Raw genomic sequence first — 16513 nt, 5'->3', positions numbered from 1 at the left:
CCGCCGACCCACCCCTCCCATGATTGACACAAAACCGGTCGATGCTAGGCTTGCCGGATATTTTTTGTTTTTTCATCAGCTAGAAGGTTTGGGATATGGTCAAAGTCATATTCACCGGCACACAGGTCACCGATCAACTGAACGGCGCACTCGGTTTCCTCTCGGTGCATTTTTCCGGGTTTTACAACGTCGAGAACGCCAGTTCGACGGGCTTCGAGGTGACCTACAGCTTTCCTACCCTGCCCGGCATGCCACCGATCGAGCAGGCACCGGATGTCTATGTCGGCACCGGACTGGATTACAAACCCGTCACCTTCAACGGCATCACGCTGATGACGCCGTTCAAAGGCACCATCACCGAGATCCATGAAGATGATGCCTCCTATGGATCGCATGTCACCGGGCTGTCCCTGGCGGCCAGTGATTTCTATCGCGTCTCGGCAAGCAAGAACAACGCCGACAACTTCGCCCTGATCAGGCAGGTCTTCTCGGGCGACGACACCCTGAAAGGTGGCAACGCCAAGGACAAGATGGGGGGATTTGCCGGCGATGACGTGCTGGACGGGCGCGGCGGCAACGATCTGCTGTCAGGGGGTGCCGGCAACGACAAGCTGTTCGGCAGCGCCGGCCGGGACAAGCTGTTCGGCGACGCTGGGGACGACATATTGAAGGGCGGCGCCGGCGCGGACGAGCTTGACGGCGGCAAGGGCCGCGACCGCATGACCGGGGGTGGCGGCAGCGACACCTTCGTATTCGGGCAATCCGACGTCGACCGTATCCTCGATTTCCAGGACGATGTGGATAGCGTTCGCCTGAATGCCGCGGCGCTTGGCCTCAGCCCGGGGATGAGCGGAACCGAAGTGGTGGAGCTTTTCGGCACCACTCTCGGCGGCAATGCGGCGCTGGACTTCGGCGATGGCAACAAGCTGATCTTCGTCGGCCTGGGCGATATCGGTGCCGTGAGCAACGATCTGCTGATCGCCTGAGCCCTTCCCGTCAGGGGGCGTATCCGCCGCCCCCTGCCCCGCTCTGGATTTCGCCCCGGTTTCAGGGCAGAAAGACCCCGACCCGCCCAATCAGCGAAGGGGACGCCATGCAGCTTTTTGTCGGTCTCGGCAATCCAGGGGCCCAATACGCCCATACCCGCCACAACATCGGCTTCATGGCCGTCGACCGCATCGCCTCGGATCACGGCTTCGGACCGTGGAAGGCCAAGTTCCAGGGCCAGATCGCCGAAGGCCGGCTTGGCGGCGACAAGGTGATGCTGTTGAAACCCGAGACCTTCATGAACCTCTCCGGCCAGTCGGTGGGGGAGGCGATGCGCTTCTACAAGCTGACGCCGGCGGATGTGACCGTCTTTCATGACGAGCTCGACCTCGCCCCCGGCAAGCTGAAGCTGAAGCAGGGCGGCGGCCATGCCGGGCACAACGGGCTCAGGTCGATCCATGCCCATATCGGAGAGGACTATCGCCGCATCCGCCTCGGCATCGGCCACCCCGGCCGGAAAGAGGCCGTCGCGGGCTATGTGCTGCATGATTTCGCCAAGGCGGAAGAAGAGTGGCTCGACAATCTGCTGCGCGGCCTTTCGGACGGCGCCGATGCGCTGGCTCGCGGTGAGGGGGCGAAATTCTCCACCGCCGTGGCGCTCAGGACCACGCCGCCGCGCCCCTCGGCGCAGAAGCCCGCCACAGCCAAGAAGGCTGACCCCCCTGAATCCGAACCTGAGGACAGTCGCAGCGCGATGGAAAAGCTGATGGAGAAGTTCAAATGAGGATGCCGCCGGTTCTGCGCGCCCAGGCCCGGGCCTGTGCCATGCTGGACTCGCCCTTCATGGCGCGGCTGCTGAACGGGCTGGCGGATCACTGGCCCGCCGACAGCGCCCTGGGCCGGCTTTGCGAAGGCTGGGAGGATGTCGATCTCGGCCCCAGCGGCGCCTCGCTGCCGCTCAGGATCGCCGGCGGGCTGCATGCGCTGGTGCTGCGCGGCGAGGATGCGGCGCTGGCCGCCGTCTATCCGCCGCGCGATGTGTCTGACGCCGCGCTGATTGACGGGGTGCTGACCGCCCTGCCCCGACACGAGGCCTTCTTTGCCGAATGGATGAAAAGCGCGCCGCAGACCAATGAGGTGCGCCGTTCTGCCGTGCTGATCGCCGCCGCGCATGAGATCGCCGCGCGCCATCCGCTGCCCCTGGCCCTGTCGGAACTGGGCGCCAGCGGCGGGCTCAACCTGATGTTCGACCGCTTCGCGCTGGAGACCCCGGCCGGCCGGCTTGGCCCCGATGCCCCCGCCCTGACCCTCAGCCCCACGTGGGAAGGCCCCTTTCCCGCCCCTCGCCCCGTCACCGTGGCAGAGCGGCGCGGCGTCGATCTGAACCCGCTTGACGCGCATGATCCGACCGACGCGCTGCGCCTTTCGGCCTATCTCTGGGCCGATCAGCCGCATCGGATGGAGCTGACCCGCGCCGCCATCGCCGTGCAGGCCGCCCCGGTCGACCGCGCCGACGCCATCGACTGGCTTGGAACCCGCCTGGAGATGCCATGCCCGGGCCAGGTTCATCTGATCTATCACACCGTCGCCTGGCAGTATTTTCCGGCCGCCTCCCAGACCCGCGGCCGCGCGCTGATCGAAGCCGCAGGCGCGCGCGCCACGGCCGACAGCCCGCTGGCCTGGCTCGGGATGGAAGCAGATGGCGGCAATGGGGCGGCGGTCACCCTCAGGCTCTGGCCCGGGGATATCACCCTGCCGCTCGGCCGGGCGGATTTCCACGGACGCTGGATCCGCTGGGCCGCCCGTTAGGAAAGAGACCCGCGATGCGCTCCCTCTTGACTTGGCTTGGCCGCCTGCTGCTGTCCCTTGCCCTCGCCGCCCTGGTGGTGGGCTTCTGGAAACGGGACGAGCTGATGCGGCTCTGGACGGTGAAGACCCTGTTCGACCAGGGTCGGATCGTCCAGAACTTCTCTCACATGGACCGCGGGTTTCACGTGGTGCCCGTGTCGCGTGGCAGCGGACCGGTGGCGCCCTTGGAAGAGGGCCCGCGGATGACCCTGCCGGAGGGCGCCGAAAGCTGGATCAACGACCGTCGCCTCACCTCGCTCTTGGTGCTGCAGGACGGGAAAATCCGCTATGAGGGTTATTATCAAGGCACCGGACCAGAGGATCGCCGCATCTCCTGGTCCTTGGCGAAAAGCTATCTCTCCGCGCTTCTCGGGGTGCTGATCGACGAAGGCGCCATCGCTTCGATCGACGATCCGGTGGTGACATATGCCCCGCGCCTGAAAGGCACCGCCTATGACGGCGCCAGCATCCGCAACGTGCTGAACATGGCCTCGGGCGTGGTCTTCAACGAGGATTATTTCGATCCCAAGTCGGACATCAACCGGATAGGCCGGGTGATCGCGCTGGGTGGATCTCTCGACAATTTCACCGCCTCTTTCACCCTGCGCGCCAGCGATCCGGGGGCAAAGTGGAGCTATGCCTCGATCGACACCCATGTGATCGGCATGGTGATCCGCGGCGCCACGGGCCGGAGCATTCCCGACCTGATGTCGGAAAAGATCATCGCGCCGCTCGGGCTCGAACAGGACGGCATCTATCTGACCGACGGCACCGGCACCGCCTTCGTTCTGGGCGGGCTGAACTTCACCACCCGCGACTACGCCCGCTTCGGACGCATGATCCTGCAGGATGGATCTTACGATGGCCGCCAGGTGGTGCCGGCCGCCTGGATCGCCGCCGCGACCCTGCCCTCGGCCCCGACGGCGCACGGGACCATGGGCTTCGGCTATCAATGGTGGGTGCCGAAAGGCGCCCATGACGGCGAATTCATGGGGATCGGCATCTATGGACAATATCTCTACTTCGATCAGCCGCGCGGGGTTATGATCGTGGTGACGGCCACCGACCCGGAGTTCGAGACGCCGGGCCGGATCGACAGCAATGTCGAGATGTTTCGCCAGATCGCCCAAAGCCTGTAGGAGGGGACACCCATGACACCGGACAACAGCGTCAATGTTCTGGGCGGTCCGCTGGCGCCCTGCTCCACCCAGCCGCTGACCGGCTTCTTCCGCGACGGCCAGTGCAACACCTGCGCCGAGGATGCCGGCAGCCACACGGTCTGCGCGGTAATGACGGCGGAATTCCTCGCCTATTCGAAATATGTCGGCAACGACCTGACCACGCCGCGTCCGGACTATGGCTTTCCCGGCCTCAAGCCCGGGGATAGCTGGTGCCTCTGCGCCGCGCGTTTCCTGCAGGCCCATGACGAGGGCTGCGCGCCGCAGGTGCATCTGGAGGCCACCCACCGCCGCGCGCTGGAGGTGGTGCCGCTTCCGGTGCTCTTCGAGCATGCGATCACGCCGCATTGACCGAGGCGCGGTTTTCCTTTCTATTGCCCGCGATCAGCCAGCCCCGCGCGACCCCGCGCCCTCGCCAGCCCGTTTTCATGACATTCTGCCAGACGAGGGCCTGCTATGAGCTTTATCGCCATGAACCGCTTCAAGATCCGCCCGGGTCGCGAAGCCGATTTCGAACAGATCTGGAAGGACCGCGAAGGCCGGTTGAACGAGATGAAGGGCTTTCGCGAATTCCGCCTGCTGAAAGGGCCGGAAGGCGAGGATCACACGCTCTATTCCAGCCACACGCTTTGGGAAACCAAGGGTGATTTCGAGACCTGGACCAAATCCGAACAATTCCGCGATGCCCATAAGAGCGCCGGCAAGCGCGAAGGCGAGAGCCCGATCCTGGGCCACCCGCAGTTCGAGGGCTTCGAGACCGTCCTGCTTGAGGCCTGAGGGTCCACAGCCAGGGAAACACAAAAGGCGCCCCGCGGGGCGCCTTTCTCATTGGGCGAAGCGAGGGCCGGCGGGCCCTTACTTGGCCGTGCGGCCTTCGGTGTCCGACATGTCGAAGCCCAGGAACTTCGCCACCGTATAGATATCCTTGTCGCCACGACCCGACAGGTTGATGACGATGATATGGTCCTTCGGCAGATCGGGGGCGATCTTCATCACATGGGCGACTGCGTGGCTCGATTCCAGCGCCGGGATGATGCCCTCGGTGCGGCAGAGCACCTGGAAGGCCTCCAGTGCCTCCCGATCGGTGATCGAGACATAGCTGGCGCGCCCGGTGTCATGCAGCCAGGAATGCTCCGGCCCGATGCCCGGGTAATCGAGGCCCGCCGAGATCGAATGACCTTCGAGGATCTGACCGTCATCATCCTGCAACAGATAGGTGCGGTTGCCATGCAGCACGCCGGGGCGACCGCCGGTCAGGCTGGCGCAATGCTCCATCCGGTCGTCGACGCCATGACCGCCGGCCTCGACCCCGATGATCTTGACCGTGGGGTCGTCGAGGAAGGGATAGAACAGCCCCATGGCGTTCGAACCACCGCCAACGGCGGCGACGAGAGTGTCGGGCAGACGGCCTTCGCCTTCCTGCTCCTCAAGCTGCCAGCGGGTTTCCTTGCCGATGATCGACTGGAAGTCGCGCACCATCGCCGGATAGGGATGCGGGCCGGCCACCGTGCCGATGCAATAGAAGGTGTCGTGCACATTGGTCACCCAATCGCGCATGGCGTCGTTCATCGCATCCTTCAGCGTGCCGCGCCCCGAGGTCACCGGCACCACCTCGGCGCCCAGAAGCCGCATGCGGAAGACGTTCGGCGCCTGACGCTCCACATCGGTGGCGCCCATGTAGACGATGCATTTCAGCCCGAACTTGGCGCAGACGGTGGCGGTGGCGACACCATGCTGGCCGGCGCCGGTTTCGGCGATGATCCGGGTCTTGCCCATGCGCCGCGCCAGCAGGATCTGGCCCAGCACGTTGTTGATCTTATGGGCGCCGGTGTGGTTCAGCTCTTCCCGCTTGAGATAGATCTTGGCGCCGCCCAATTCCTCGGTCAGCCGCGACGCGAAGTAGAGCGGCGAAGGCCGGCCGACATAATACTTCCAGAGATCGTCCATCTCGGCCCAGAAATCGGGATCGGTCTTGGCGCGCTCATATTGCGCCTCAAGCTCCAGGATGAGCGGCATCAGCGTCTCGGAGACGAAGCGCCCGCCGAAGATACCGAAACGGCCGTTCTCATCCGGGCCGGACATGAAGGAGTTGATAAGATCGTTGGCCATAGCACCGCCCTTTCTGGTCTTCGACCTTGCATAGAAGGCACCGGTCGCGATTTCCAGCGGATTCAGCCCCTTCCCGGCGGTCCGGACATCCCCCAAGACTTTTCCAAAAGTCTTGGCAAATTTCTTCGAAGGAATTTGCGTCGCGCAGGCGGCAACAGACTTCAGACCAGCTTCGGCGGCGCGCCCCTGGCGCCGGTCACACCGCGCGCAGCCTCGACAAAGGCCCGGATTTTCGCCGCGTCCTTCACCCCCGGCGCGCTTTCGACACCTGAGGAAACATCGACCTGCCGCGCCCCGGTCATCCGGCAGGCCTCGGCCACGTTGCCGGGGTTGAGACCGCCGGCCAGCATCCACGGGCGCTGCCAGTACTTGCGCCGCGCCAGAAGCTGCCAGTCAAAGGACAGCCCATTGCCACCGGGCAGCACCGCGGCCTTCGGCGGCTTGGCGTCGATCAGCAACTGGTCGGCCACCTGGGAATAGATGTCGATCTGCGGCAAGTCCTCGGGCCCGGAAAGACCCACCGCCTTCATCACCGGCAGGCCATAGCGCGCGCGGATCTCGACCACCCGCTCGGGGCTCTCATGGCCATGAAGCTGCAGCATGTCGATCGCCACCTGCCGCAGGATGCGGTCGAGCGTGTCATTGTCGGCATCGACCACCAAGGCCACCTTGCATAGGCCCAGGGGCGCGTCGAGCGCGAGCGGCGCGGCCTCTTCCACCGTCAAGTTGCGCGGGGACTTGGGAAAGAAGACAAAGCCGCCATAGACCGCTCCGGCCTCCGCCGCCGCCCGCACATCGTCAGGGCAGCGCAGCCCGCAGATCTTGACCCGGATTTCAGTGCTCATGATCTTTCGCCTCAGGCGTCGTCCAACAGCGCCAGAACCTCGTCCTGGCCCTTGGTCTTGTCCTGCTTGAGCCGCGTCACCTCACGCTCCAGCTTGCGAAGCTCGCGACCGCTGCGGGTGGCATCGCGGCGATGCTTGTGCTCGCGCAGCCATTCCCAGAAGAACCCGATCACCACCCCGGCGGCCACGCCGCCCCAGACCACCAGGAACAGCGGCAGGGTGCCCTTGAGGTTCCAGCCCAGCAGATCGGCAAAATCCTCGGGCAGGAGCTGCAGAACCACGGCCTCACGATTGGCCATGGAGACTGAGATCAGAACAATCCCCAGAATCGCGAGGATCGCATAGCGGAGGTAACGCATTAGTCTTCGATTCCGTTCAGACGATCACGCAGCAGCTTGCCGGTCTTGAAGAAGGGAACAAATTTCTCCTCGACCTGCACGGTTTCACCTGTCCTGGGATTGCGACCAACCCGCGCATCGCGCTGTTTCACCGAAAAGGCGCCAAAGCCGCGCAGCTCGACACGATCGCCGCGCGCCATCGCCTCGGTTACCTCTTCGAATACGGTGTTCACGATACGCTCGACATCGCGCTGAAACAGATGCGGGTTTTCATCGGCAATCTTCTGAATCAGTTCCGACCGGATCATGCGTGGCCCTCCCAAGGCACATGGTTGCGGGACGTTCTTTCACTGACGTTTGGTGGAGTATAGGACCAATCAAATCCCACGGGAACCGGAACTATTGGAATTGTCGAGCAAATTTCGCCTCCGCCGCCCCTTGTCGGCGATTGGCCGCCCGGCTTCAGGCGATTCCCGACGCCGATGGCGCGCGGCGCTGCTGATGTGACAGCCACCCGCCGAATCGGGGCCGACAAAGAAACAGGCCCCGGACGATTGTCCGGGGCCTGCCTGCATTCCTCATCGACGAAGCGATGATCAGTTGTCGCCGCCCTTCAGAGCTGCGCCAAGGATATCGCCCAGCGACGCGCCCGAGTCGGAAGAACCGTATTGTTCCACGGCCTCTTTCTCTTCGGCGATCTCGCGTGCCTTGATCGACAGGCCCAGACGACGGGTCTTGCTGTCGATGTTGGTGACGCGCACGTCGACCTTGTCACCGACCGAGAAGCGCTCGGGGCGCTGTTCGGCACGGTCACGCGACAGGTCGGAGCGGCGGATGAAGGACTTCATGCCTTCATATTCCACTTCGATGCCGCCGTCTTCGATCGCGGTCACGTTGACGGTGATCACCGAGCCACGCTTCACGCCGCCCACGGCCTCGGCGAACTTGTCACCGCCCAGGGCCTTGATCGACAGCGAGATACGCTCTTTCTCAACATCCACTTCCGAGACGACAGCCTTGACGATGTCGCCCTTCTTGTAGTGCTGGATGGCATCTTCGCCACGTTCGTCCCAGGACAGGTCGGACAGGTGAACCATGCCGTCGATGTCGCCGTCGAGGCCGATGAACAGACCGAATTCGGTGATGTTCTTGACTTCGCCTTCGACCTCGGTGCCCTCGGGATGGGTTTCCGAGAAGACTTCCCACGGGTTGCGCATGGTCTGCTTCAGGCCCAGCGAAACGCGACGCTTGGCGGCGTCGATTTCCAGAACCATGACGTCGACTTCCTGGCTGGTCGAAACGATCTTGCCGGGGTGGACGTTCTTCTTGGTCCAGGACATTTCCGAGACGTGCACCAGACCTTCGACACCCGGCTCCAGCTCGACGAACGCGCCGTAGTCGGTGATGTTGGTGACGCGACCCTTGTGGACCGAGCCCAGCGGGTATTTGGCGCCGACCAGATCCCACGGATCTTCCTGCAGCTGCTTCATGCCCAGGCTGATACGGTGGGTGTCCTTGTTGATCTTGATGACTTGGACCTTGACGGTCTCGCCGATCGACAGGATTTCCGACGGGTGGTTCACACGACGCCAGGCCATGTCGGTGACGTGCAGCAGGCCGTCAACGCCGCCCAGGTCAACGAAGGCACCGTATTCGGTGATGTTCTTGACCACGCCCTCGACGGTCTGACCTTCGGTCAGGTTCGAGATGACTTCGGCACGCTGTTCGGCACGCGATTCTTCCAGGATGGCGCGACGCGACACCACGATGTTGCCACGACGACGGTCCATTTTCAGGATCTGGAAGGGCTGCTTCAGACCCATCAGCGGGCCGGCATCGCGCACCGGGCGGACATCGACTTGGCTGCCGGGGAGGAAGGCCACAGCGCCGCCCAGGTCGACAGTGAAGCCGCCCTTGACGCGACCGAAGATCGCGCCTTCGACACGCAGCTCGTCGGCATAGGCTTTTTCCAGACGGTCCCATGCCTCTTCGCGGCGGGCCATCTCACGGCTGATCACGGCTTCGCCGCGGGCGTTCTCTGCAGAGCGCAGATAGACCTCGACCTCATCGCCGACGGCGATATCGGGGGCTTCACCGGGATTTGCGAATTCTTTCAGATCGACGCGGCCTTCCATCTTGTAGCCGACGTCGATGATGGCTTGGCCGGCCTCGATGGCGATGACCTTACCTTTAACGACAGTCCCCTCGTCCGGGGTGTCCATTTCGAAGCTTTCGTTCAGGAGGGCTTCGAATTCCTCCATGGAAGTATTTTGAGCCATGTGGTCTCTGATATCCTAACGTAGGGTTTTTTCCGGCCGTGCGGTTGTCTCCGCCGGTCTTGAGGTTTCGTTGGTCGGGACGGCCCCGCAAAACAAAGAGGGCCGGTTGCTGCCGACCCTGCTCGATCCCTTCGCCTTGCGAGCGTTGTCCGCCCTTGTTGACAGCCGCTCTATAGGGGCTTGCGGGCCTTCGTGCAAGAAAAACACGCAAGCGGCCTCTGGCGGCACAGACCGCCTGCCGTCGCGGAACCCTGTTCCGAAAACGGCTTGGAAAACCCCTTTCGCTGTGTAGTGATGCCCGCGGGAGGAGTTTACATGACAGTTATCAAGAGTCGTTTTCCGGACGTTGCACTCACCGACAAGACCGTGACCCAGCGTGTGTTCGAAGGCATCGTGCCCGAACGGACCGTGCTGGTGGACGGGCCGACGGGGCGCGAGATGACCGGTGCCCAGTTCATCGCGGCGGTGAAATCGCTGGCCGGCGGGCTGACCCAGCGCGGCTTTGCCCCGAACCGCGTGCTGGCGCTGATGGCGCCGAATATCCCTGAATATTGCGTGGTGTTCCACGGCGCCGCCTGGGCGGGCGATACCATCACCACCGTCAACCCCACCTATACCGTACACGAGGTCCAGCACCAGCTGATCGATTCGGGGGCGGAAATCCTCGTGGTGGTGGCGCCCTTCCTCGACACCGCGCGCAAGGCGGTCGAAGGGACCAAGGTGCAGGAAATCATCGTCATCGGCGCGGCCGAGGGTGCGACGCTGCTGCAGGACGTGATGGGGGCGCCGCTGGAAGAGCAGGCTCCTGTCGATGTCGAGGAACATATCGTCGCCCTGCCCTATTCCTCGGGCACCACCGGGCTGCCCAAGGGCGTGATGCTGACCCATCGCAACCTGACCGTGAACATCGACCAGTCGCTGGTTCCCGCCGATGTGAAGGAAGAGGAAATGACGGTGGCCTTCCTGCCGTTCTTCCACATCTACGGGCTGGAAGTGTTGATGAACATCTACCTGGCCGCCGGTGCCGGGCTGGTGACCATGCCGCGCTTCGATCTGGAACTGTTCCTGGAACTGGTCACCAAGTACCGCACGCCGCGCCTGTGGATCGTGCCGCCGGTGGCGCTGGCGCTGGCCAAGCACCCCCTGGTCGAGAAATACGACCTCTCCTTCGTCGAACAGGTGAACTCGGCCGCTGCGCCGCTCGGTGCCGATGTGGCCGAGGCGATGGGCAAGCGGCTCGGCACCAACGCGACGCAGGGCTATGGCATGACCGAACTGAGCCCGGTCAGCCATGTGTCGCCGCAGGGCCATGGCAAGCCCGGCGCCTCGGGGGTCACCGTGTCGAACACCGAATGCCGCATCGTCGATCCCGAAACCGGCCATGATCTGCCCTTGGGCGAGGACGGTGAATTGTGGGTCAGGGGCCCGCAGGTGATGAAGGGTTACCTCAACAACCCCAAGGCGACGGCGGAAACCGTGGTCGATGATGGCTGGATGCGCACCGGCGACATCGGCCATTTCGACGAAGACGGATATCTCTATATCACCGATCGGTTGAAAGAGCTGATCAAGTACAAGGGCTTCCAGGTCGCCCCGGCCGAGGTCGAGGCGGAAATCCTCACCCATCACGAGATCGCCGATGTGGCGGTGATTGGCCTCCCCGATCCGGATGCCGGCGAAATCCCGATGGCCTTCGTCGTCCCCGCCCCCGGTGCCACGCCGACGCTTGAGACGCTGCAAAGCTATCTCGAAGGGCGGCTGTCGCATTACAAGCAGATCCGCCGGATGGAGATCGTGTCGGAGATTCCGAAATCCACCGCAGGGAAGATCCTGCGCCGGGTGCTGCGGGCGCAGATTTCGGCCTAAGGCCCCTCTGCCCGGGTCAAGGCCCGGGCAGGTTTTCCGTGCAAGGCAGGCTTGGGCCCCGCCTTGCGCGATGCTCAGCAGAACCGTTCCGGCCCGACCCATTGGGCGTCGTTATAGCGATCGCCATAGCACCAGCCGACCGGCAGCACCTCTTCGATGCGGGCAAGGTCCGCGGCCGTCAGTTCCAGATCGCAGCCCGCCACCAGTTCACGGAAATGCGCCACCGACCGGGTGCCGGGGATCGGGATCACGTGATCGCCCTGATGGATCAGCCAGGCGATCGACAGCGCGGCGGCACTGGTGCCCATCTCGGCCGCCAGGGCGCGGAACTTGTCGGTGATCGCCAGGTTGAAGCTCAGGTTCGGCTCCTGAAAGCGCGGATTGCTGGAGGTGAAGCCAAGCTGCGGGATCACCTCGCGCGAGATCGGGTTGTCCGTCAGCAAAGACCGACCGACCGGCGAAAAGGCCACCAGGGCAGTGCCGAGTTCGGCGCAGGCCTGCACCAGCCCCAGTTCCGGCGCCCGGGTCGACAGCGAATATTCCGACTGCACCGCCGCGATCGGGTGCACCGCCGCCGCCCGCCGCAGGCTGGAGGGGGCGATTTCGGAGAACCCGATGGACTTGGCCTTGCCTTTCTTGACCAGGGCAGCGAGGTTCTCGGTCGCCTCTTCGATCGGCATGTCGGCCTGACGGCGGTGGATATACATCAGATCGACGCAGTCGATCCCCATCCGCGCGAGCGATCCGTCAAGCTCTGCCTCGATATGCGCGAGCGAGTTCTTGAAGCAGCGATTGCCGGCCTCGTCCTTGGTGATCCCGGCCTTGGTGGCGATATGAAAGCGATCGCGCGCGCCCGGGTTGGCCTTGAAGAAAGTGCCGATCACCGTCTCCGACCCGCCCATGCCATAGATGTTCGAGGTGTCGATATGGGTCACGCCCAGATCCAGCGCGGTGGCCAGGATGGCATGGCTTTCGGCCTCGTTCGTCGGCCCGTAGAAGTTCGAGAAAGACATCGCCCCGATGCCGAAGGCGGAAATCTTCGGGCCGCCCTTGCCCATGGTCGTCATTCGCATCTGGTCAGCCCCTTTCGCTGCGCTTGGCCTCGACCGCGCGGGCCGCAGCCGCGATCGCCGAGTCGATATCCATGTGAGAGGTATCAAGGAACACCGCATCCGCCGCCGCGCGCAGCGGAGCCGTCGCACGTTCCCTGTCGCGGGCGTCGCGGGCGACCACATCGGCCAGAACCGCGTCCTCGGTTGTCTCCTCCCCCTTGGCAATCAGTTCGAGATAGCGGCGATGGGCGCGCACCTCGGGGCTGGCGGTGACGAAAAGCTTCACCTCCGCCTCCGGGCAGATCACCGTGCCGATGTCACGCCCGTCCAGAACCGCCCCCCCTGCCCGACGGGCGAAGGCGCGCTGGAAATCAACCAGCGCCGCGCGCAGCTCGGGGATGACGGCGACCTTGCTGGCGGCATCGGCGGCGGCGGCGCCCCGCAGATCGGGCGCCTTCAGATCCTCGGCCATCAGGTTTTGCGCCGCCTCGATCGGATCGACACCCAACAGCATCTTGGCCCCCACCGCACGATAGAGCAGCCCGGTATCCAGATGCGCCAGGCCGAAACGCTCGGCCACGGCGCGGGAAATCGTGCCCTTGCCCGATGCCGCCGGCCCGTCGATTGCCACGGTGAAAGGTTCGGTCATGTCGTCCTCCATCTCTTCCATCCTGCCCGCACCAGCCCGGCGCAGATCGCCAGCATGACCACGGCGGTCAGCCCGGCCTTGAACTGGGTCGCGCGGCTTGCCGCCTCGATCAGCGCATCCGGCAAGGGGCCCCTCAGGCTCAGCAAGGTCGCCACGCGGGCGTTTTCCAGATAATCGGCCACCATCCCGCCAATGGCCAGAAGGTAAAGCGGGATTTGCAGCCACAGCGGCCGGATCAGCGCCCGGACCGCGCCGATCAGCACCAGCGCCAAGAGCGCGGGGTAAAACAGATCCAGCCAATGCTGCGGGCCGAGATACAGCGCCCGGCCCCGATCCCCCAAGGCGGCGAGAAAGGCGCGCGCCTCGGCCACCGAATAGCCCCGGGGGCGCAGATCGAAGGGCAGAAGGCCCGCAGCGTCACCGGCGATGGCCGGCAGCGTTCCCCCCACCATTGCAGCGTGGATCGCCATCGTGGTGGCGAAGACGGTCCAATATGCGATCCGCGTGCCGGTCACACTCAGGTCCGCTCGACCTTCGCCCCCAGCGCCGTCATCAAGGGCTCGAAGATCGGGAAAGAGGTGGCGATGGGGCTGCCGTCGTCGACGCTGACCGGGGCGAGCGTGGACATGCCCAGCACCAGGAAGGACATGGCGATGCGGTGGTCCAGATGGCTGGCGCAAGTGGCGCCGCCCGGCACCTTGCCCGGCCCCATGCCGGTCACTTCCATCCAGTCGTCGCCATCCGCGACCGTCACGCCACAGGCGCGCAGACCATCGGCCATCGCGGCGATGCGGTCGGATTCCTTGACCCGCAGTTCCTTGACCCCCTCCATCATAGTCTTGCCGGTGGCATTGGCGGCCACGGCGCAGAGGATCGGGTATTCGTCAATCATGCTGGCGGCGCGATGGGCCGGCACCAGAATGCCCTTCATCTCGGGCGAATAGCGCGCGCGCAGATCGGCGACCGGCTCGCCGCCCTCTTCGCGCTCGTTCTCATAGGTCAGATCCGCCCCCATCTCGCGCAGCGTAGTGAAAAGCCCGGCACGCGTCGGGTTCAACCCGATGCCGGGGACCAGCACGTCGGAGCCCGGCACGATCAGCGCGGCGCAGACCGGGAAGGCGGCGCTGGAGGGGTCCCGCGGCACCGCGATCGCCTGCGGCGTCAGCTCGGGCTGGCCGGTCAGGGTGATCACCCGGCCCTCGTTGGTCTCTTCCGTCGTGACCGTGGCGCCGAAACCCGCCAGCATCCGTTCGGTATGATCGCGGGTGGCTTCCTTTTCGATCACCACGGTCTGGCCCGGCGCGTTCAGCCCGGCCAGCAGCACGGCGGATTTCACCTGGGCCGAGGGCACCGGCACGGCGTAAGTGACCGGCACCGGATCGGCGGCGCCCACGATGGTCATCGGCAGCCGGCCACCAGACCGCCCGATCGCCTGCGCCCCGAACAGCGCCAGGGGATCGGTCACCCGCGCCATCGGCCGCTTGTTGAGGCTGGCGTCGCCGGTGAAGGTGGCGGTGATCGGGCAGGTCGCCATCGCCCCCATGATCAGCCGCACCCCGGTGCCCGAGTTGCCGCAGTCGATCACCTGATCCGGTTCGGCGAAGCCGCCGACACCGACACCGTGGACATGCCAGGTGCCATCATCATCCCGCGTCACCTCGGCCCCGAAGGCGCGCATTGCCTTGGCGGTGTCGAGCACATCCTCGCCCTCCAAGAGGCCGGTGATCGTGGTCTCTCCCACGGCCATGGCGCCCAGGATCAACGCCCGATGCGAAATCGACTTGTCGCCCGGCACCTCGGCCACGCCGGCAAGCGCCCCGCCGGTGCGGGAGGTCATCGGGATCGGGGTGCCATGTCCGGACATTTGCGGGCCTTCCTTGCTGGGCGCATCTCTCGCCCGCTTGGGTATCCCAAGCGGCGGCAGAGGTCCATCGCCTCAGCGCCGGCGGAAGGTCAGGTAATGCGGAGTGCGGCCTTCTCGCAGCGCCTTCTGTTCGTATCGGGTGGAGAGCCAGTCATCCCAGGGCTCGCGCCAGTCGGCGGGACGTTCGGCCAGCCATTCGAACCCGGCTTTCGGCACCTCCTCCAGCGCCTGGCGGACGTAATCGGGGATATCCGTCGCCACCCGAAAGATCGCGCCAGGCTTCAGCACCCGGGCCAGCGGCTCAAGGTGTTCCTGCGTGACGAAGCGGCGGCGATGGTGCCGTTTCTTCGGCCAGGGATCGGGATAAAGCAGGAAGGCCCGGCTGATCGACTGATCGGGCAGCACGTCCATCAGATCGCGGGCGTCGCCCGGGTGGACGGCGATGTTATCGGCCCCGGCCTTGCGAATCTTGCCCAGCAACATGGCAACGACGTTGATGAAGGGCTCCGCCCCGATGATGGCGACATCGGGGTTCTGCACCGCCTGATGCACCATATGTTCGCCGCCGCCGAAGCCGATCTCAAGCCAGACCGGCTTGCCGCCGAACCGCGCGTCGAGATCCAGCGGGCTGCGTTCGGGGTTTTCTTCCCAGGTGACCGGCCCGGGCGACAACGGGCCCAGATCCTCGTCCAGATAGACCTTCTGGTTCTTCTTCAGGGTCTTGCCATGGACCCGACCGTAGAAGTTGCGAAAGGGGCGTTCAGGGGTGCTTGTGCTCATGGCCGCGCATTTACCCCGCTTGTCGAGTCGGGGCAACAGGCCGGAACACCCCTTCGCGCACCGGTTTCACTCGGTCAGCACCCCGGCCTGGAACAGTTCCAGCCGCGACGGATACCATTCGTCATCATTGGGCACCGATTTGGTGCGGATGGCAAAGGTGGGGTCCACCCCGCGCGACAGCATATAGGCGAGATGCTTGTAGGTCTCGGCCTGGGTGTCCTCGTAAATCCAGGAGGCGAAGTCATAGGGCGTCGCCCAGCCGTAGGTCTCGCGCTGCGCCTCGTAATAGTCCTTCACAGCCGCGGGGGACCAGCTTCGCCGATGAAAGCCGATCTTCGATCCCAACATCATCCGCCGCGACTTGCCGGCCAAAAAGACATTGACGCAGGAGCTGACACAGGCGCCCGAGACCACGGTATCGAGGCCGAAGTCGATGACGATGCGCGCCATTTCCTCACTGGCGAAAACGCCGCCACCTGTGCTGTTCAACTCCAGCACCTTGATGCCCTCATTCTCGCGCAAAAGCGCCCGCAGCCGGTCGATATCCTCATAGGTGATCTCGGCCTCGTCCCCTTCCACCGTGGTTTCGGTGTCATAGATCAGGGTGACGCCATCAATGCTGAACTTGGCCAGCCCGGGGTCATCCTCCTGCGCCATGGCGGCCAGCGGCAGCCCCATCAGCAGCATGGCGATTGCGGCGCGGAACATGGGCGCTCTC

General features: G+C 64.6%; 18 protein-coding genes. 7 read left to right on the top strand and 11 right to left on the bottom strand.

Translation table 11 applies throughout. The features are described from left to right. Positions 1-95: 95 nt before the first annotated feature. The 6 genes from ACN0V4_RS09715 (at position 96) to ACN0V4_RS09690 (ending at position 4790) form a co-directional block, all read left to right on the top strand. Complete coding sequence (locus ACN0V4_RS09715) at positions 96-986, top strand: calcium-binding protein (RefSeq protein WP_417675467.1); 891 nt, start codon at positions 96-98, stop codon at positions 984-986. A 107-nt stretch (positions 987-1093) separates the two neighbouring features. After that, positions 1094-1771, top strand: a complete 678-nt coding sequence (pth, locus tag ACN0V4_RS09710; RefSeq protein WP_417675465.1) for an aminoacyl-tRNA hydrolase — start codon at positions 1094-1096, stop codon at positions 1769-1771. Then, positions 1768-2796, top strand: coding sequence for a DUF2332 domain-containing protein (locus tag ACN0V4_RS09705; protein ID WP_417675463.1), 1029 nt, complete (start codon positions 1768-1770; stop codon positions 2794-2796). Before pth ends, ACN0V4_RS09705 begins: the two co-directional genes overlap by 4 nt. A gap of 14 nt (positions 2797-2810) precedes the next feature. Then, positions 2811-3974 carry a serine hydrolase domain-containing protein gene (locus ACN0V4_RS09700; protein WP_417675461.1) on the top strand — a complete coding sequence of 388 codons (1164 nt, stop codon included), beginning with the start codon at positions 2811-2813 and terminating at the stop codon, positions 3972-3974. 12 nt (positions 3975-3986) lie between these two features. Continuing rightward, positions 3987-4364: a DUF2237 family protein gene (locus ACN0V4_RS09695; protein ID WP_417675459.1), complete on the top strand. Its 378-nt coding sequence runs from the start codon at positions 3987-3989 to the stop codon at positions 4362-4364. Between the two features lie 105 nt (positions 4365-4469). Next, the gene (locus tag ACN0V4_RS09690; RefSeq protein ID WP_417675457.1) at positions 4470-4790 is read left to right on the top strand and encodes an antibiotic biosynthesis monooxygenase family protein; all 321 of its coding nucleotides are present in this window, start codon (positions 4470-4472) and stop codon (positions 4788-4790) included. A 78-nt stretch (positions 4791-4868) separates the two neighbouring features. Here the strand turns inward: ACN0V4_RS09690 and trpB are convergent, their stop codons facing one another. The 5 genes from trpB to rpsA all read right to left on the bottom strand — a co-directional run bounded on the left by trpB (position 4869) and on the right by rpsA (position 9584). Next, positions 4869-6122, bottom strand: coding sequence for a tryptophan synthase subunit beta (trpB, locus tag ACN0V4_RS09685; protein ID WP_417675455.1), 1254 nt, complete (start codon positions 6120-6122; stop codon positions 4869-4871). 161 nt (positions 6123-6283) lie between these two features. Beyond that, on the bottom strand, positions 6284-6967 hold the full coding sequence (locus ACN0V4_RS09680) for a phosphoribosylanthranilate isomerase (protein WP_417675453.1): 684 nt from the start codon (positions 6965-6967) through the stop codon (positions 6284-6286). 11 nt (positions 6968-6978) lie between these two features. Beyond that, entirely contained in the window at positions 6979-7326 is a 348-nt protein-coding gene (locus tag ACN0V4_RS09675) for a lipopolysaccharide assembly protein LapA domain-containing protein (protein ID WP_417675451.1), read from the bottom strand. Next, entirely contained in the window at positions 7326-7613 is a 288-nt protein-coding gene (gene ihfB, locus ACN0V4_RS09670; RefSeq protein WP_417675449.1) for an integration host factor subunit beta, read from the bottom strand. The genes ACN0V4_RS09675 and ihfB overlap by 1 nt, the downstream gene beginning before the upstream one ends. Positions 7614-7901: 288 nt before the next feature. Beyond that, positions 7902-9584, bottom strand: coding sequence for a 30S ribosomal protein S1 (rpsA, locus tag ACN0V4_RS09665; RefSeq protein WP_417675447.1), 1683 nt, complete (start codon positions 9582-9584; stop codon positions 7902-7904). A gap of 315 nt (positions 9585-9899) precedes the next feature. Here rpsA and ACN0V4_RS09660 point away from each other — a divergent pair, with 315 nt between their 5' ends. Beyond that, positions 9900-11450: an AMP-binding protein gene (locus tag ACN0V4_RS09660; protein WP_417675445.1), complete on the top strand. Its 1551-nt coding sequence runs from the start codon at positions 9900-9902 to the stop codon at positions 11448-11450. 74 nt (positions 11451-11524) lie between these two features. Here the strand turns inward: ACN0V4_RS09660 and ACN0V4_RS09655 are convergent, their stop codons facing one another. From ACN0V4_RS09655 to ACN0V4_RS09630, 6 genes are all read right to left on the bottom strand, one after another. Then, positions 11525-12523 carry an aldo/keto reductase gene (locus tag ACN0V4_RS09655; protein ID WP_417675443.1) on the bottom strand — a complete coding sequence of 333 codons (999 nt, stop codon included), beginning with the start codon at positions 12521-12523 and terminating at the stop codon, positions 11525-11527. 4 nt (positions 12524-12527) lie between these two features. Continuing rightward, the gene (locus ACN0V4_RS09650; RefSeq protein ID WP_417675441.1) at positions 12528-13151 is read right to left on the bottom strand and encodes a (d)CMP kinase; all 624 of its coding nucleotides are present in this window, start codon (positions 13149-13151) and stop codon (positions 12528-12530) included. Next, positions 13148-13666, bottom strand: coding sequence for a hypothetical protein (locus ACN0V4_RS09645; RefSeq protein WP_417675439.1), 519 nt, complete (start codon positions 13664-13666; stop codon positions 13148-13150). The genes ACN0V4_RS09650 and ACN0V4_RS09645 overlap by 4 nt, the downstream gene beginning before the upstream one ends. A gap of 2 nt (positions 13667-13668) precedes the next feature. Next, complete coding sequence (gene aroA, locus ACN0V4_RS09640; protein ID WP_417675437.1) at positions 13669-15015, bottom strand: 3-phosphoshikimate 1-carboxyvinyltransferase; 1347 nt, start codon at positions 15013-15015, stop codon at positions 13669-13671. Positions 15016-15087: 72 nt separating this feature from the next. Further along, positions 15088-15795, bottom strand: a complete 708-nt coding sequence (gene trmB / locus ACN0V4_RS09635; protein ID WP_417675435.1) for a tRNA (guanosine(46)-N7)-methyltransferase TrmB — start codon at positions 15793-15795, stop codon at positions 15088-15090. Positions 15796-15861: 66 nt separating this feature from the next. Then, complete coding sequence (locus ACN0V4_RS09630) at positions 15862-16503, bottom strand: hypothetical protein (protein ID WP_417675433.1); 642 nt, start codon at positions 16501-16503, stop codon at positions 15862-15864. Positions 16504-16513: the final 10 nt, after the last annotated feature.

It is taken from the genome of Pseudodonghicola sp. (assembly GCF_048268305.1).
Taxonomy (GTDB): domain Bacteria; phylum Pseudomonadota; class Alphaproteobacteria; order Rhodobacterales; family Rhodobacteraceae; genus Pseudodonghicola.
This window is presented reverse-complemented; position numbering and strand designations above follow the sequence as displayed.

Bases quoted from the DNA above. Each gene is read 5' to 3' on its own strand.
- ACN0V4_RS09715 (WP_417675467.1), top strand. From the start codon at position 96: ATGGTCAAAGTCATATTCACCGGCACACAGGTCACCGATCAACTGAAC.
- pth (WP_417675465.1), top strand. From the start codon at position 1,094: ATGCAGCTTTTTGTCGGTCTCGGCAATCCAGGGGCCCAATACGCCCAT.
- ACN0V4_RS09705 (WP_417675463.1), top strand. From the start codon at position 1,768: ATGAGGATGCCGCCGGTTCTGCGCGCCCAGGCCCGGGCCTGTGCCATG.
- ACN0V4_RS09700 (WP_417675461.1), top strand. From the start codon at position 2,811: ATGCGCTCCCTCTTGACTTGGCTTGGCCGCCTGCTGCTGTCCCTTGCC.
- ACN0V4_RS09695 (WP_417675459.1), top strand. From the start codon at position 3,987: ATGACACCGGACAACAGCGTCAATGTTCTGGGCGGTCCGCTGGCGCCC.
- ACN0V4_RS09690 (WP_417675457.1), top strand. From the start codon at position 4,470: ATGAGCTTTATCGCCATGAACCGCTTCAAGATCCGCCCGGGTCGCGAA.
- trpB (WP_417675455.1), bottom strand. From the start codon at position 6,122: ATGGCCAACGATCTTATCAACTCCTTCATGTCCGGCCCGGATGAGAAC.
- ACN0V4_RS09680 (WP_417675453.1), bottom strand. From the start codon at position 6,967: ATGAGCACTGAAATCCGGGTCAAGATCTGCGGGCTGCGCTGCCCTGAC.
- ACN0V4_RS09675 (WP_417675451.1), bottom strand. From the start codon at position 7,326: ATGCGTTACCTCCGCTATGCGATCCTCGCGATTCTGGGGATTGTTCTG.
- ihfB (WP_417675449.1), bottom strand. From the start codon at position 7,613: ATGATCCGGTCGGAACTGATTCAGAAGATTGCCGATGAAAACCCGCAT.
- rpsA (WP_417675447.1), bottom strand. From the start codon at position 9,584: ATGGCTCAAAATACTTCCATGGAGGAATTCGAAGCCCTCCTGAACGAA.
- ACN0V4_RS09660 (WP_417675445.1), top strand. From the start codon at position 9,900: ATGACAGTTATCAAGAGTCGTTTTCCGGACGTTGCACTCACCGACAAG.
- ACN0V4_RS09655 (WP_417675443.1), bottom strand. From the start codon at position 12,523: ATGCGAATGACGACCATGGGCAAGGGCGGCCCGAAGATTTCCGCCTTC.
- ACN0V4_RS09650 (WP_417675441.1), bottom strand. From the start codon at position 13,151: ATGACCGAACCTTTCACCGTGGCAATCGACGGGCCGGCGGCATCGGGC.
- aroA (WP_417675437.1), bottom strand. From the start codon at position 15,015: ATGTCCGGACATGGCACCCCGATCCCGATGACCTCCCGCACCGGCGGG.
- trmB (WP_417675435.1), bottom strand. From the start codon at position 15,795: ATGAGCACAAGCACCCCTGAACGCCCCTTTCGCAACTTCTACGGTCGG.
- ACN0V4_RS09630 (WP_417675433.1), bottom strand. From the start codon at position 16,503: ATGTTCCGCGCCGCAATCGCCATGCTGCTGATGGGGCTGCCGCTGGCC.